Source organism: Pseudomonas fulva NBRC 16637 = DSM 17717 (assembly GCF_000730565.1).
Taxonomy (GTDB): Bacteria; Pseudomonadota; Gammaproteobacteria; order Pseudomonadales; family Pseudomonadaceae; genus Aquipseudomonas; species Aquipseudomonas fulva.
The window spans coordinates 24,406-39,194 of record NZ_BBIQ01000026.1 but is presented as its reverse complement, the minus strand read 5'-3'; the positions used below and the strand labels follow the sequence as shown (position 1 = coordinate 39,194).

At 63.3% G+C, this 14,789-nt stretch carries 12 protein-coding genes and 1 riboswitch; of the genes, 8 read left to right on the top strand and 4 right to left on the bottom strand.

All coding sequences use genetic code 11. The annotated features are described in order from the left end of the window. Positions 1-15 precede the first annotated feature (15 nt). Positions 16-1,182: a 1-acyl-sn-glycerol-3-phosphate acyltransferase gene (locus tag PFU01S_RS20020; RefSeq protein WP_027916607.1), complete on the bottom strand. Its 1,167-nt coding sequence runs from the start codon at positions 1,180-1,182 to the stop codon at positions 16-18. 127 nt (positions 1,183-1,309) lie between these two features. On the opposite strand from PFU01S_RS20020, the gene PFU01S_RS20015 reads away from it, so the two are divergent. The 4 genes from PFU01S_RS20015 (at position 1,310) to PFU01S_RS20000 (ending at position 3,334) form a co-directional block, all read left to right on the top strand. Then, entirely contained in the window at positions 1,310-1,495 is a 186-nt protein-coding gene (locus PFU01S_RS20015; RefSeq protein WP_023534664.1) for a CPXCG motif-containing cysteine-rich protein, read from the top strand. Continuing rightward, positions 1,495-1,755, top strand: a complete 261-nt coding sequence (locus PFU01S_RS20010; RefSeq protein ID WP_027916606.1) for a putative signal transducing protein — start codon at positions 1,495-1,497, stop codon at positions 1,753-1,755. The genes PFU01S_RS20015 and PFU01S_RS20010 overlap by 1 nt, the downstream gene beginning before the upstream one ends. A 15-nt stretch (positions 1,756-1,770) precedes the next feature. Next, positions 1,771-2,391, top strand: coding sequence for an SOS response-associated peptidase (locus PFU01S_RS20005; protein ID WP_027916605.1), 621 nt, complete (start codon positions 1,771-1,773; stop codon positions 2,389-2,391). A 124-nt stretch (positions 2,392-2,515) separates the two neighbouring features. Further along, the gene (locus PFU01S_RS20000; protein WP_023534677.1) at positions 2,516-3,334 is read left to right on the top strand and encodes a M48 family metallopeptidase; all 819 of its coding nucleotides are present in this window, start codon (positions 2,516-2,518) and stop codon (positions 3,332-3,334) included. A gap of 58 nt (positions 3,335-3,392) precedes the next feature. Here PFU01S_RS20000 and PFU01S_RS19995 read toward each other — a convergent pair whose 3' ends face one another. The 3 genes from PFU01S_RS19995 to PFU01S_RS19985 all read right to left on the bottom strand — a co-directional run bounded on the left by PFU01S_RS19995 (position 3,393) and on the right by PFU01S_RS19985 (position 6,259). Further along, on the bottom strand, positions 3,393-3,977 hold the full coding sequence (locus tag PFU01S_RS19995) for a TMEM165/GDT1 family protein (protein WP_023534668.1): 585 nt from the start codon (positions 3,975-3,977) through the stop codon (positions 3,393-3,395). Between the two features lie 87 nt (positions 3,978-4,064). Then, a riboswitch (yybP-ykoY riboswitch) is annotated at positions 4,065-4,205 on the bottom strand. Between the two features lie 42 nt (positions 4,206-4,247). After that, a complete protein-coding gene (locus PFU01S_RS19990) occupies positions 4,248-5,243 on the bottom strand; it encodes a methyltransferase (protein WP_028688108.1) in 996 nt (331 codons plus the stop codon). Between the two features lie 50 nt (positions 5,244-5,293). Then, positions 5,294-6,259, bottom strand: coding sequence for a 2-hydroxyacid dehydrogenase (locus PFU01S_RS19985; protein WP_028688109.1), 966 nt, complete (start codon positions 6,257-6,259; stop codon positions 5,294-5,296). A gap of 205 nt (positions 6,260-6,464) precedes the next feature. On the opposite strand from PFU01S_RS19985, the gene PFU01S_RS19980 reads away from it, so the two are divergent. The 4 genes from PFU01S_RS19980 (at position 6,465) to PFU01S_RS19965 (ending at position 14,715) form a co-directional block, all read left to right on the top strand. Then, entirely contained in the window at positions 6,465-8,147 is a 1,683-nt protein-coding gene (locus tag PFU01S_RS19980) for a fatty acid--CoA ligase (RefSeq protein ID WP_027916602.1), read from the top strand. 306 nt (positions 8,148-8,453) lie between these two features. Next, entirely contained in the window at positions 8,454-10,340 is a 1,887-nt protein-coding gene (locus PFU01S_RS19975; RefSeq protein ID WP_028688110.1) for a DUF1302 domain-containing protein, read from the top strand. Between the two features lie 25 nt (positions 10,341-10,365). Further along, entirely contained in the window at positions 10,366-11,730 is a 1,365-nt protein-coding gene (locus PFU01S_RS19970; RefSeq protein WP_027916600.1) for a DUF1329 domain-containing protein, read from the top strand. 270 nt (positions 11,731-12,000) lie between these two features. Further along, the gene (locus PFU01S_RS19965) at positions 12,001-14,715 is read left to right on the top strand and encodes a winged helix-turn-helix domain-containing protein (RefSeq protein WP_028688111.1); all 2,715 of its coding nucleotides are present in this window, start codon (positions 12,001-12,003) and stop codon (positions 14,713-14,715) included. The last annotated feature ends 74 nt before the right edge of the window (positions 14,716-14,789 follow it).

The window sequence follows — 14,789 nt, the reverse complement described above, 5'->3', positions numbered from 1 at the left end:
GCGCCCCCTTGATGCTCAAGCAAGCGGTGCCTGCTGCCTGACCTGATACTGATTGCGCACCGGCGTCGCGTATTGCAACACCAGGTAAGGCCGCTGCTCTTCAGGGCAGGCATCCAGACGGCGCTGCCATTCTTCCTTGGCCTTGGCCAGTTCATCGGCTGGGAACACCTGCTCGGCGCTTGGCACCTGCAGCGTGTCATCCTGCTCGGCCCACATCGCATAGGCCAGGTAATGCACGGGGAACAGTCGATAACCGCCGAGGATCTGCCGGTCGATTTCCGCTGCCAGCTGCTTGGTGTCCTCGTAGTACTGGGTCACTGGCGGTGCAAAGTTGATGTGCACGCGGCCCTTGTAGCCGGTAATGCCCTTGGCGATGCTGTGATCGTCCTCTCCCGGCGCCTTCTGGTAAGTACCGGTGGTGGCGCGGATGTACAACTCACGGGCCTTGGCCTGGTCGCAGGGGTCGTATTCGTAGCTGATCGATACCGGCGTCAGGTTCAGGCTCTGGATGACCGCGCCGAATGCCTCGTCCTTGCGGCTCATGTGGAACATCTTGAGGATGGCCGAATCGGTGCGGTCGTCGCCATCCTTGGCCCGGCCTTCGGCCTGGGCGATCCAGATGGAGGTGCTGTCGTTGATGATGGAGTGACTGATATAGGCCGACAGTAGCTGGTAGGCGGCCAGTTTCTCGCGACGGCCGGTGATCGAGCGGTGCACGATGAAGCTCTTGTTGAGCCGCATGAGGTCGCTGACGAAGGGTTTTTGCAGCAGGTTGTCGCCGATGGCGATGCGCGGGGTGGGCAGGCCGGCGTGGTACACCGCGTAGTTGACGAATGCCGGGTCCATGACGATGTCACGGTGATTGGCCAGGAACAGATAAGCCGTGCCGGCCTTGAGCTGCTCCACACCCGAATAGGTCACGCCATCGGTGGCGCGGTCGATGGTGCGATCAACGTAGTGCTCGACCTTGTCCTGCAGGGTCGATACACAGGTCACGCCAGCGAACTCCTGGCGCAGGCGCCGGGCGATCAGCGGTTTCAGCAGCCAGCCAAAGGCACCGGCTGCGCGCGGGAAGCGGAAATGAGTCAGGATATCGAGGAATGCCGGGTCGCTGAGCAAGCGTGCCAGAACTCCAGGGACCTCAGCGTCGTCGTATGGTCGGATGGCATCGAATTCGCCCATCATGCTCTCTTGTTGGAAACGGCTAGGGTAATAATGAAGTACGGGCAGGCTCCGAAAAACGGCTCGGACGCACGTGGCCCTGTAAACAGAGCGGCAATTATACGCATAACTCGTCGTGGAGGCCCTGATGCTGGAAACAGAGTTCTACGATTGCCCTTATTGTGGCGAACGGGTGGAAACCTACGTCGATCTGTCCGGCGGCGATCAGGTCTACACCGAAGACTGTCAGGTGTGCTGCCGGCCGATCGTGTTCGTGCTGCAGGTGCATGACGACGAATGGATGCTCGATGTCAGACGTGAGGACGATGCGTGATGAGGCGTATCTACGAACCTGAAAGCCTGCTCGAGGCTGAGATGCTGGCCGGTATGCTTGCCAGCGAAGGGGTGCAGGCGCACCTGGTGGGCCGCGATCTTGTCGGGGCGACCGGCGAATTGCCTCTGCACGGTCTGCTGGGCTTGTCGGTGGCCGATGAGCAGGCCGAATACGCACGGCAGTTGATCGATGCGTACAATGACGCCCAGCCACTGGTTGGCGACGAGCCGGAGAGCTTCCCCGGTACCTTGATCTGCTAGGTTCAGAATTACCTCATGTGTGGACGTTACGCCCTGTTCCGCTGGTCCCAGGCATTGGCCAACCTGCCTGGCTTTCCCGCCGGGCAACCCGCCCAGTGGAATATTTCGCCCGGCAATACTGTCCTTATCCAGCGCCAGCTGGATGGGCAGCTGCAAGTGGCCAAGGCACGCTGGGGGCTGACGCCGCCGTGGCTCACCGACCTTTCCCGCACTCCTGCGCACGCCCGCGCCGAAACGCTGGCCGAGCAGCCGATGTTTCGCGAAGCGTTTCGCCAACGACGCTGCCTGATACCGGCCAACGGGTTCTATGAGTGGCGGGGCAGTGTGCGCAAACGGCCCTTCTGGCTGACCCCGGGGGAGGGGGCATCGCTGTATTTCGCCGCTGTGTGGGAGGCTTATGCCGTACAGGAGCAGGTCTGGCTCAGTTGCGCCGTGGTCACCCAGGCGGCGATGAACCAACGCAGGCCCCTGATTCTGGATGAGGCAGGGCAGGCTGCCTGGCTGGATCCGCAAACGCCGCTGATCCGTTTGCAGGAATTGCTGGCCAGCCCCTCGGTGACGTTGCGCGAGCGGGCACTGGCGCCTTTCGTGAACGACCCGAAACTGGACGCTCCCGAGTGCCTCACCCCGGCCTGAGTGCCTGTCCATGCTTTGTGGCGCGCCGCGCAGAGGGCACGGGTGTGCAAAATCTTCCCTGCGGCTATGGCGGCCTACCCATGAGTCATCCTAGGATACGGCGCATGTAAAAAGGAGTGTTTCCATGCGTAAGTCTTTTGTCATCAGCCTATTGAGCGCTGGCATCCTGCTCGCCGGCTGCCAAGGGGTGAACACCACCAGCGGCGGTGCAGTGGGCGTTGAGCGCAAGCAGTACATGTTCAGCATGCTGTCGCCGGACGAGGTCAACACGATGTACGCCCAGTCGTACCAACAGACCCTGGGCGAGGCGTCCAGCAAAGGCTTGCTCGACAAATCCAGTGCCGATGCCAGGCGCGTACAGGCCATTGCCAACCGATTGATTGCCCAAGCGCCCCAGTTCCGGCCGGACGCTGCGCAGTGGAAGTGGGAGGTCAACGTGATCAAGAGCGATGAGCTCAATGCCAACTGCGGACCAGGCGGCAAGATCATCGTCTACACGGGCCTGATCGATCAGCTCAAGCTCAACGACGCCGAGATCGCGGCCGTCGTGGGTCACGAAATCGCCCACGCCTTGCGCGAGCACAGCCGTGAAGCCATGTCCAAGGCCTACGGCGTGGAAATGGCGCGCCAGGGGGCCGGCGCCATCTTCGGCCTGGGTCAGGACAGCATGGCGCTGGCCGACACCGTGGTGAACTACGCCATGACCTTGCCCAACAGCCGGGCCAACGAGAACGAAGCAGACCTGATCGGTCTTGAGCTCTCGGCACGTGCAGGCTACGACCCGAACGCGGCCATTACCCTGTGGAACAAGATGAGCAAGGCCTCGGAAGGGGCGCCACCGGAGTTCATGAGTACGCACCCGGCCTCGGCCAGCCGTATTGCCGCCTTGCAGGCAGCCATTCCCAAAGTCATGCCACTGTATCAGGCAGCGGCCAAGCCCTGAGGCCGGCTGCAAGTGGGCAAGCTGGCGCCATGAAGGCGCCGGTCTGCCCGCCGGTGCGTCAACCCACCCAACCGCTGGCCTTCATGGCCGTGTAGACCGCAACGATCGCGAGCACGAAGAACGCGGCGGCCGCCAGGCGGCGAATCAGCGTCAGCGGCAGTTTGTCGGCGGCGAAATTACCCGCCAGCACCACGGGCACGTTGGCGATCAGCATGCCCAGCGTGGTACCGACGATGACCATGATCAGGTGTGGGTACTGCGCAGCCAGCATGACCGTGGCGACCTGGGTCTTGTCCCCGATCTCGGCAAGGAAGAACGCGATCAGCGTGGTCAGGAACGGCCCGAAGCGGCGCGCAGGGTTTTCGTCGTCGTCCATTTTGTCCGGCACCAGCGTCCACAGGGCCGTGGCGGTGAAGCTGGCGGCCAGGATCCAATGCAGCGCAGCGTCGCTGAAGAAACTGCCGAACCAGGCGCCCACGGCACCTGCTGCGGCATGGTTGGCCAGCGTGGCCGCGACGATGCCGGCAATGATGGGCCAGGGCTTGCGAAAGCGGGCAGCGAGGATGAGCGCGAGCAGCTGCGTCTTGTCGCCGATTTCGGCCAGGGCAACGATTGCGGTGGGGACCAGCAGAGATTCCAGCATCAGGATTCCTACGGGGGCGGGTCGACACGGCTATGACACGTACGACCTCCCCGCCCCGGGTAAGGTGTGCGTGTCATAGGTCTTGTCAAACCCCGGGCCTGTCTGTGCAGGCCTGGCCATGCAGGTTTGCATGGTGGGTCGCACGCGCCATGGTCTGTGGACCAAGTATGTTGACGCGTACCGGGCGAGCGTGGCGCTCGCGGGAGACTACTCCCCTAGGACGGTGCGGATTCTGCCTAGGCGAAACGGTTTCGGCAAGCGCTGTTTTTATCAGCGTGTTGCCTGGTAGATCCTGAACCCGTCGGCTTCCTCCAGGACCTGACAGTTGCCCAACGCTGCTTCGATGATCGGTTTGTAGCGCAGGAAGGTGTTGGCTACCAAGCGTATTTGGCCGCCTTTTCGCAGATGAACGGCAGATTTTTGCAGCAATTTCTCCGATGCTTGGTAATCGGTATGGACCCCGGTGTGAAACGGTGGGTTGCTCAGTATCACGTCCAGGTCCAAAGGTGCTGCATCGATACCGTCACCTTGCACGACGTCGGCTTCCAGGCCGTTGGCCGCCAGGGTCAGACGGCTGGCGGCCACGGCGAAGGCATCCACATCGAGCATCGTTACCCGGCTGTCTGGGTAGCGCCGTTTCACTGCCGTCCCCAGCACGCCAGCGCCGCAGCCGAAGTCCAGCACATGACCTTCGGGCAGCGCCTCCAGGTGGCGCAGCAGCACCGCCGTGCCTCGGTCGAGGCGGCCGTGGCTGAAGACCCCAGGCAGGCTCACCACCTGCAAGGGACCCTCTGGCAGAGCCAGCTCGAACTGCTTGGCCAACGTGTGCAGCGCGACTGCCTCCGGCGCCTGCTCGATGCTGACTTGCCACAGTTGGCAGTGCCGGGCGCTGTCGAGTTTGCGCGGCTTGCCCAATGCCTGGAGGTGCCGTGCGACGCTTTCGATCCCCCCGCGCTTTTCACCCACCACGTACAACGTGCCGCCTTGCAGGCGTGCGGCCAGGGTGGTGAGCAGGTAGGCCGCCAGCTCGCGCGACTTGGGAAGAAACAGCACGGCAGTGGGCACGTCCACCGCTGGAGGCTCCACCGCGCAATGGCAGCGGCCGGCAAAGCGGCTTTCGAGCAGGGCGTGATCGCCTGCGTGCCAGGTCCAGGCATGAGCCTGGGGCAGTTGAGCCAACAGGCCATCGGCTGGGGCCCCTGCAATCAGCAGCGGGCCCTGGAACAGCTCTGCCTGGCGGAGCAACACTTCACTGCGCGGGTCCATGGACGACGCCTCCGAAAAATCGCGCAGTGTAGCAGAGCCGCGCTTGCGCCTCAGCCGACCACGCGGCGTGCCTGCCCGGCAAAGTACGCCTGGGCGTTTTCCGCCAGTTGGCCCACGATCCGCTGGCGCGCCTCGACCGCGCCCCAGGCGCTGTGAGGGGTAACGATCAGGCGCTCGATGCCAGGTTCGAGCAGGGGGTTGCCGTCAACCGGAGGCTCGACGCTCAATACGTCGGTTGCAGCCCCGCCCAGGTGGCCGCTGCGCAATGCATCGGCCAGCGCCTGTTCATCGATCAGCCCGCCACGGGCGGTATTGACCACCAGTGCACCGGGCTTGAGCAAGGCCAGCTCGCGCTCGCCGATCATGTGCCGGGTGTGCTCATTCAGGGGGCAATGCAAGGTCAGGGCGTCGACCTGTGGCAGCAGTTCATCCAGGGGCAGGCGGTCGGCACGGCTCGGCCGGCCTGGAATCTGCCCGCTCAGCACGCGCATGCCGAAGGCTTCGGCCAGGCGCGCCACTGCACCGCCCAGTTCGCCATGGCCCAGCAAGCCGAGGGTCTTGCCCTCCAGCTCGACGATTGGATAGTCCAACAGGCAGAACTGGCTAGCTTTGGCCCATCGCCCCTCGGCCACCGCCTGGTTGTAATCACACAGGCGCGTGGCCAGCGCCAGCAGCAGGCCCAGGGTGTGCTGGGCCACCGAAGGTGTGCCGTAGCCCTGGCAGTTGCAGACCGTGATGCCTTGCGCCCGTGCGGCAGCCAGGTCGACGTTGTTGTTGCCGGTGGCGGCCACCAGGATCAGCTTGAGCTGTGGGTTCGCTTCGAGGCAGGCGGCGTCGAGCACCACCTTGTTACTGATCACCGCAACAGCACCTTGAAGACGTTCCGCCACCTGTTCTGGCGTCGTGGCAGCGAACAGCGCCAGTGAATCGAACGACTGATGCAGCGGTGTCAGGTCCAGGTCGCCCAGGTCCAGGGAGTCGTGGTCGAGAAAAACGGCGTGGCGCGAGCTGGGCATAGATGGGCTCCGGTTACAGAGAAGGGGGGATGAAGGTCTGGTTGACGCCTGTGGGCCAGTGTCCAGCCCCTGCTTGCCGCCCGTCAACGCCTGGCGCCTCAGGCTGCATTGGCCAAATCATTCCTTCGGCTGATTTGACCGGCGCAGTCGCACACTACAGTGACGCCACGCCTTGCAAGCCCTCGCCTCAATAAAAGGGATATTTATGCTGCAGACCCGTCTCCTCAAGCCAGCCGACGACGCCTATGCCTACCCCCTGCTGATCAAACGCCTGCTGATGTCGGCCAGCCGCTACGAAAAAACCCGTGAGATCGTCTACCGGGACCAGGTGCGGCTGACCTACGCCCAGTTGAACCAGCGCATCGCGCAGTTGGCCAACGTGCTGAGCGAAGCTGGGGTCAAGGCCGGTGATACCGTGGCAGTGATGGACTGGGACAGCCACCGCTACCTTGAGTGTATGTTCGCCATCCCGATGATCGGGGCGGTGGTGCATACCATCAACGTGCGCCTCTCGCCCGACCAGATTCTTTACACCATGAATCATGCCGAAGACCGGCTGGTGCTGGTCAACAGCGACTTCATCGAGTTGTACCAGTCCATTGCCGGCCAGCTGACCACGGTCGAGCGCACCGTGCTGCTGACCGATGGGGCGGACACCCAGGCGGCCTTGCCTAACCTGGTCGGCGAGTATGAACAGCTGTTGGCTGGCGCGAGCACGCAGTACGATTTCCCCGACTTCGACGAACACTCGGTCGCCACCACCTTCTACACCACAGGCACCACGGGCAACCCCAAGGGGGTGTATTTCACCCATCGGCAACTGGTCCTGCATACGCTGGCCGAAGCCTCGGTCATGGGCAGCATTGACAGTGTGCGGCTGCTGGGTAGCGATGACGTGTACATGCCCATCACCCCCATGTTCCACGTACATGCCTGGGGTATTCCGTACGTTGCGACCATGCTGGGCGTCAAGCAGGTGTACCCGGGGCGTTACGAGCCCGAGATGCTGCTCAAGCTGTGGCGCGAAGAGCGGGTCACCTTCTCCCACTGCGTGCCCACCATCCTGCAGATGCTGCTCAACTGCCCTCACGGCAAAGGTGTGGATTTCGGCGGTTGGAAAATCATCATCGGCGGCAGTGCGCTGAACCGTTCGCTCTACGATGCGGCCTACGCCCGCGGCATTCAGCTGACAGCGGCCTATGGCATGTCCGAGACGTGCCCGTTGATCAGTGCCGCGCACCTCAACGACGAGCTGCAGGCCGGCACCGAAGATGAGCGCATCAGTTACCGCATCAAGGCCGGTGTACCGGTGCCGCTGGTGGAGGCGGCCATCATCGATGCACAAGGGCGTTTCCTGCCCGCCGACGGTGAAAGCCAGGGTGAACTGGTGCTGCGCGCGCCATGGTTGACGCAGGGCTATTTCAAAGAGCCGGAAAAGAGCCAGGCCTTGTGGGAGAACGGCTGGCTGCACACCGGCGACGTCGCCACGCTCGACAGCATGGGTTTCATCGACATCCGCGATCGCATCAAGGATGTGATCAAGACCGGCGGCGAATGGCTGTCTTCGCTGGATTTGGAAGACATGATCAGCGCGCATCCGGCTGTGCGGGAAGTGGCGGTGGTCGGGGCTGCCGACCCGCAGTGGGGCGAGCGCCCCTTTGCCCTGGTAGTGGTGCGCGAAGGCCAGGCGATCGACGCCAAGGCACTCAAGGAGCACCTCAAGCCGTTCGTGGAGCAAGGGCGCATCAACAAGTGGGCCATCCCCAGTCAGGTCGCCCTTGTTACTGAAATTCCCAAGACCAGTGTCGGCAAGCTCGACAAGAAACGCATCCGCCAGGACATTATCGAGTGGCAGGCCGGTAACAGTGCCTTCCTGTCCACCCTGTGAAAGCGGGCATGCGGCAATCTGTCCCGGGCCAACCCGCATGCCAGAGCGGTGCAGTGCTTGCCAAATTGCGCAAATGCGCCATTCTTCGGCACGGCCGGGGCGCAGTCGGAGCACACAGCACCGCCCTGGCGGCACGGAGCGCAAATCACACTTTAGAGGGATCGAGCGCCTGTGCCTTGCTGGCTATAGTCGGGGCCAGGGGCTTTCGGGAGGGGAGGGTGAGCAGGCGCAGGCTTGCACACCGGTCGTTCGGGCCGTTCCTTGAAGCACCACTGCCATAACAAAAAAGAACATGGAGTAGCGTCGATGAAATCTGCAAACCCGTTCTGGCGCAGGGCCAGGTTGCCCATGGCTGTAAGCCTGGCGTCCACCCTTGCCAGTCCCGCTTTCGCGGTCAGTTTCAACATCGGTGAAATCGAAGGCCAGTTCGACTCGTCGCTCTCCATCGGCGCCAGTTGGTCCACGGCCAACCCCAACCGCAACCTGATCGGGGTCAACAACGGCGGCAAGGGCCTTTCGCAAACGTCCGACGACGGCCACCTCAACTTCAAGAAGGGCGAGACCTTCTCCAAGATCTTCAAGGGCATCCACGACCTGGAGCTCAAGTACGGCGATACCGGCATCTTCGTGCGCGGCAAGTACTGGTACGACTTCGAACTCAAGGACGAGGGCCGGCGGTTCAAGGACATCAGCGACTCCAACCGCAAGGAAGGGGCCAAGTCCTCGGGTGCCGAGCTGCTCGACGCCTTCGTCTACCACAACTACTCCATCGGCGATCAGCCGGGCTCGGTGCGCCTGGGCAAGCAAGTGGTCAGCTGGGGCGAGAGCACCTTCATCGGCAGCGGCATCAATGCCATCAACCCGATCGACGTGTCGGCGTTTCGCCGGCCTGGGGCCGAGATCAAGGAAGGCCTGATTCCGGTCAACATGTTCTATGTGTCCCAGAGCCTGACCGACAACCTGTCGGCCGAGGCCTTCTACCAGCTCGAGTGGGACCAGACCGTCGTCGACAACTGCGGCACCTTCTTCTCACAGCCAGACATCATTGCCGACGGCTGCACCGACAACCTGCGCGTGCTCAACAGCAGCCGTACCGTGCCTGCCGCCGCTCGCCAGTTCCTGGCCACCCGCGGCGTCAACATCAACGAAGAAGGGGTGATGGTGCGCCGTGGCGGCGACCGCGATGCCCGTGACAGCGGTCAGTTCGGTGTGGCCATGCGCTACATGTTCGAACCGCTGGACACCGAGTTTGGCGCCTACTTCATGAACTACCACAGCCGTGCGCCGATCTTCAGCGCAACCGGCGCATCGCCTTCGGTCTTCTCCGCCATCCCGACCCTTCCAGCGCAGTTGCGTGCACTGGCACCGTTGATCGTGGCTGGCAACTCCAAGTACTTCGTCGAGTACCCCGAAGACATTCGCCTGTATGGCCTGAGCTTCTCCACCACGCTGCCCACCGGCACCGCCTGGAGCGGTGAGATCAGCTACCGCCCCAACGCACCTGTGCAGCTCAACACCACCGACATCCTGTTCGCCGGTGTGCGCCCGCTGGGCGGCGCCTTGAGCAACGCGTCGCTGCTCGATGGCGTGCCTGGTCAGGACCTGCATGGCTACCGGCGCAAGGAAGTCACTCAGTTCCAGACCACCCTGACCCACTTCTTCGACCAGGTGATGGGCGCCAGCCGCATGACCGTGGTAGGCGAGCTGGGCGTGACCCATGTGGGCGGCCTGGAAAGCGCCTACGACACACGCTACGGCCGCGATCCGGTGTTCGGCCCTGGCCCGTTGCCCGCCACCGGTGGGGCCAATACCTGCCAGGCGCTCAACACCAGCACCATTGCTGGCGCAGGTGCCGGTGCCTCGACGGCCAACCTGAACCGCAAGTGCGAGAACGACGGCTACACCACCAGCACCTCGTGGGGCTACCGCGCCCGGGTCATCTGGGACTACAACGATGTGTTCGCAGGCGTCAACCTCAAGCCGAGCGTGGCCTGGTCTCATGACGTCTCCGGTTACTCGCCAGGCCCAGGCGGCAACTTCGAGGAGGGCCGCAAGGCCGTCAGCCTGGGGCTCGATGCCGAGTACCAGAACACCTACACCGCCAGCCTGTCGTACACCAATTTCTTCGACGGCAAGTACAGCACCGTGGATGACCGCGACTTCCTCGCCCTCAGCTTCGGCGTGAACTTCTAAGCATACGGATCCAGGACGACACGACATGAACAACACCAGAAGTCTGCTGCAAGCCGGTGTGCTGGGCCTGTCCCTGCTGGCAACCAGCGTGATGGCGGCAGTACCGGCCGGCGAAGCGGCCAAATTGGGCAACACCCTGACCCCGATGGGCGCAGAAAAGGCCGGCAACGCCGATGGCTCCATCGGGCCCTGGCAGCCGCTTTCGAAGACGGCCGGCAGCGTCGATGGCAAAGGCTTCCTCGCCGACCCCTACGGTACCGAGCAACCGCTGTTCACCATCACCGCGCAGAACGCCGACCAGTACAAGGACAAACTGTCTCCAGGCCAGATGGCCATGCTCAAGCGCTACCCGGACACCTACAAGTTGCCTGTCTACAAGACGCACCGTGGGTCAACGGTACCGGCCGAGGTGTTTGCTGCAATCAAGGAAAACGCCACCCAGGCAACCCTGGTGGAAGGTGGTAACGGCCTGAACAACTTCCGCACGGCAGTGCCGTTCCCCATCCCACAGAATGGGCTGGAAGTGATCTGGAACCACATCACTCGCTACCGCGGTGGCAGTGTGAGCCGCCAGGTCATCCAGGCGACCCCGCAGCAGAATGGTTCCTTCAACCCGGTGTCTTTCTCTGATCAGTTCGTGTTCCGTGATCGGATGAAAGACTACGACCCCAACAATCCAGGCAACATCCTGTTCTACTTCAAGCAGGAAGTGACCGCGCCGGCACGCCTTGCAGGCACCGTGCTGCTCGTTCACGAAACCCTCGACCAGGTCAAGGAACCGCGCAAGGCATGGATCTACAACGCCGGCCAACGCCGCGTACGTCAGGCGCCGCAGGTGTCGTACGACGGCCCGGGGACGGCTGCCGACGGCCTGCGCACCTCCGATAACCTGGACATGTTCAACGGCGCTCCGGACCGCTATGACTGGAAGCTCGAAGGTAAAAAGGAGCTGTACATCGCCTCCAACGCCTTCAAGCTCGACGACCCGAAGCTCAAGTACGCCGACATCATCAAGGCAGGGCACATCAACCAGGACCTGGCCCGCTACGAGCTGCGCCGCGTCTGGCATGTGGTGGCCACACTCAAGCCCGGCCAGCGACATATCTACGCCAAGCGTGATTTCTACATCGACGAAGACACCTGGCAAGCTGCCGTGATCGACCAGTATGACGGGCGCAACCAGCTGTGGCGCGTCTCTGAAGCCCATTCGCAGCCGTACTACAACGTCGAGGTACCATGGATCACCCTGGAAGCCATCTATGACCTGCAATCGGGGCGCTACCTGGCCTTGGGCATGAAGAACGAAGAAAAGCGTGCCTACAACTTCAACTTTACTGCCAGCAAGGCCGACTTCCAGCCTGCGGCCCTGCGTCAGTCGGGCATCCGCTGACAGCGAAGCCATAAAATGATGGGGCCACGCTCGGTGGCCCCATCGCGCCCATGCAAGGGTGCCAGTCCCAGTAGATGCGCCAGGCCGGTGCGATAAACCGTCTGAATACCCCGCCAAAGCCCCCATCCCAGCCTGCGTCGACCGGCGCTGTTGCTTTTTGTCGTAGTCTTTTTCCGACGCAGTCTCCCCGCCAACTTCAAATGCAGGGCGTTAACCGCTAGTCTCGCAACCACCCTTACGCCGTATTTTTCCACCCAGAACGAGCCGGCCATGACAGATCTGTCCCGTACGCATGGATGCACCAGCCAGGCCGTGGGCCTGATGGACGAGCATTTCTTTCGACCGCCCTTGCCCGACGGCCATGTCCCGCGTCAGCGTCTGTGCCAGCGCCTGCAAGCCGGGCTGGGCGGGCGGTTGCTGCTGATCAGTGCGCCCGCGGGCTTCGGCAAGAGTTCACTGGCCATCGAGTTCTGCGAGACGCTGCCTGCCCACTGGCGCACGCTGTGGTTGGGCTTGAGCCAGCGAGATGCCGATCCCGGGCGCTTTCTGGAGCGTCTGCTCGACGGGTTGCAGCAGCACTGCCCAGCCATGGATGGGCAGGCGATGGCGCTGTTGAAGATGCGCCAGCGCCACCAGCCGTTCGCGTTCGAGCCGTGGCTTGGCACGGTGCTTGACGCGTTGGCGCTGAACCTGCGCAGTGAGTCGCCCTTGCTGGTGGTGCTGGACGACTACCACCTTGCCCAGGGGCCCGTCCTGGACCACTGCCTGCAATTCTTCCTGAACCACTTGCCCGCAGGCCTTGTGTTGCTGGTGACCAGTCGTCAGCGCCCGGACTGGCACCTGGCACGCCTTCGCCTCTGCCGGCAATTGGCCGAACTGAACGAGCAGGACCTGCGACTGACCGCCGAGGAGTCGCTGGCGGTGCTGGGGCGCAGGCCCACTGGCCTGCGTGGCCAAGCGCTGGACAACCTCATCCAGCGCAGCGATGGCTGGGTGGCCGGGCTGCGTTTCTGGCAGTTGGCCGCCAGCGAGTCGAGCGATGAAAACGTTCTGCCCCAGGCGTTGCACGGTGGCGAAGGCCTGATCCGCGATTATCTGCTCGAAGAAGTGATCGACATACTGCCTGCGCCTGTGCAGCGCTTTCTCGACGAGACGGCGTGCCTGGAACGCTTCTGCGCGCCTCTATGCGACGCGGTACGGCTGCAACAGGACAGCAACGCGATCCTGGATTTTCTGCAATCGCACCAGGTGTTTCTGGTGCCCCTGGATGAGCATGGCCGGTGGTTTCGCTACCACCACCTGTTCTCCGATCTGCTTCGCAGCCGCCAGGCACGCGAGCCTTTGACCGAGCGGCACCTGCGTGCCTCTTGCTGGTTCCAGGCCCAAGGCTTGCTGGATGAGGCGGTGGAGCAGGCGTTGCGCGGGGGCGACCTGAACGCGGCGGCCGACCTCGTGCAAAGCCTGTCCGAAGAGCAGTTGCTGGCCGAGCAGAACGTCGCCATGTTGCTGCGTTGGAAAATGGACCTGCCTGACAGCCTGCTGGTCAGCACACCGCGCCTGATCGTGTTGTACAGCTGGGCCCTTGGCCTGGCGTGCCAGCTCGACGCTGCCGAGGAACTGGCAAGCCATCTGGGGCGCTTTCTGCCGGCGCCTTCTGCCACTGCCCAGAAGTCCATGCTCGCCCAGTGGCTGGCACTGAGCGGCGTGATCGCCAGAGGCCGAGGCGATCGTGAACGCACCCTGACTTGCTGCACCGAAGCACTGCAGAGCCTGCCCTGCAAACGGTATGGCCAGCGCCTGGTGTGCCTGTCGACATTGTCGAACCTGGCAATCGCCGAGGGCGACTTCTGGCGTGCGCGCGGTTGGAACCGAGAAGCGCTGGAGCTGGCGCAGCGCGTGGGCAACCCATTGTTCGAGGCCTTGGCCCACTATGACAGGGCCCGGGTATTGCACGCCCGAGGCGAGGTTGTGCGAGCACTGGGCGAAGTGCGCGAAGGGCTACAGCGTTTGCACGGGTTGTCCGCACAGCGGTTGTATGCGATCCGGGCGCGGCTGACCTTGTACGAAGGGTATCTGCTGGTCGCACACCTGTGCCCGGAGCAGGGGCTTGCTCGGCTGCGTGGTGGCCTGGGCGAGGCACGTGCCTGCCGCGACATCAGTGTGCTCATCGGTCATTGCGTGATTGCCATGCTCGACGGCCGGGAAGGGCGCTTTGCCGAGGCGTTCACGGAACTCGCCGAAGCCGAACGTCTGATGCATATCTGGGATGTGCCCCCGGTGTACTACCTGGCGATGATCACCCTGGTCAAATGCGAGCTCTGGCTCGCGCAAGGGCGCATGGATCTCGCCGAATCCTGGCTGTCGCGCCTGGGGCAGACCTACGGCGGCGCGCAGGCGGCACTGGCGCCCGAATTTCACCCGTTGTTGCCCTGCCATGTCGCTTTGCAGCAAGCCGCGCTCGACCGCATTCAGGGGCGTGAAGCAGAGGCGGCGCGCAACCTTGAACAGCTTGCCGAGCGCGGCCAGGGTTGTGGGGGCATGATGCTGATGGTCAGCGCCTTGTGCCCCTTGATCGCCTTGCACCTGGATCAGGGGCATCAGGCGCAGGCAGCACGCTTGCTGCCGACACTGCTGCAGGCGGCCAGGGGCGGTGTGTTGCAGCCGTTTCAGGAGCTGCTGCAACGCTACCCGCAGTGGCTGCGCGATCAGGTCCAGAGCAGCGAAAACTGTCCGGTTAGGGCCCAGTTGCTTGAGCGCCTGCCCGGCTTGCCATGCACCAGCGCCAGTGCTGATGCGCTCAGTAGCCGCGAGCGGGCAGTGCTGGAGCTGATCGCCCAGGGCTGGTCGAACCAGCAGATCAGCGAGCGGCTGTTCATTTCGCTGCACACGGTCAAGACGCACGCCAGCCACATCAACAGCAAGCTGGGGGTCGAGCGCCGCACCCAAGCCGTGGCCAGGGCCAAGGCGCTTGGCTTGCTGGAGTGAGAGTGGCAGGGCGTGCGGCGGGTAGCTAAAATGCTGGCCTGATGCCATCTTGCAAGTGGCGCGTACACCTCGCT

What these genes read in the sequence shown, in the direction of transcription:
- PFU01S_RS19975 (WP_028688110.1), top strand. Translation starts at nt 8,454, where the DNA reads ATGAAATCTGCAAACCCGTTCTGGCGCAGGGCCAGGTTGCCCATGGCT.
- PFU01S_RS19980 (WP_027916602.1), top strand. Translation starts at nt 6,465, where the DNA reads ATGCTGCAGACCCGTCTCCTCAAGCCAGCCGACGACGCCTATGCCTAC.
- PFU01S_RS19970 (WP_027916600.1), top strand. Translation starts at nt 10,366, where the DNA reads ATGAACAACACCAGAAGTCTGCTGCAAGCCGGTGTGCTGGGCCTGTCC.
- PFU01S_RS19995 (WP_023534668.1), bottom strand. Translation starts at nt 3,977, where the DNA reads ATGCTGGAATCTCTGCTGGTCCCCACCGCAATCGTTGCCCTGGCCGAA.
- PFU01S_RS20000 (WP_023534677.1), top strand. Translation starts at nt 2,516, where the DNA reads ATGCGTAAGTCTTTTGTCATCAGCCTATTGAGCGCTGGCATCCTGCTC.
- PFU01S_RS20005 (WP_027916605.1), top strand. Translation starts at nt 1,771, where the DNA reads ATGTGTGGACGTTACGCCCTGTTCCGCTGGTCCCAGGCATTGGCCAAC.
- PFU01S_RS19990 (WP_028688108.1), bottom strand. Translation starts at nt 5,243, where the DNA reads ATGGACCCGCGCAGTGAAGTGTTGCTCCGCCAGGCAGAGCTGTTCCAG.
- PFU01S_RS19985 (WP_028688109.1), bottom strand. Translation starts at nt 6,259, where the DNA reads ATGCCCAGCTCGCGCCACGCCGTTTTTCTCGACCACGACTCCCTGGAC.
- PFU01S_RS20010 (WP_027916606.1), top strand. Translation starts at nt 1,495, where the DNA reads ATGAGGCGTATCTACGAACCTGAAAGCCTGCTCGAGGCTGAGATGCTG.
- PFU01S_RS20015 (WP_023534664.1), top strand. Translation starts at nt 1,310, where the DNA reads ATGCTGGAAACAGAGTTCTACGATTGCCCTTATTGTGGCGAACGGGTG.
- PFU01S_RS20020 (WP_027916607.1), bottom strand. Translation starts at nt 1,182, where the DNA reads ATGGGCGAATTCGATGCCATCCGACCATACGACGACGCTGAGGTCCCT.
- PFU01S_RS19965 (WP_028688111.1), top strand. Translation starts at nt 12,001, where the DNA reads ATGACAGATCTGTCCCGTACGCATGGATGCACCAGCCAGGCCGTGGGC.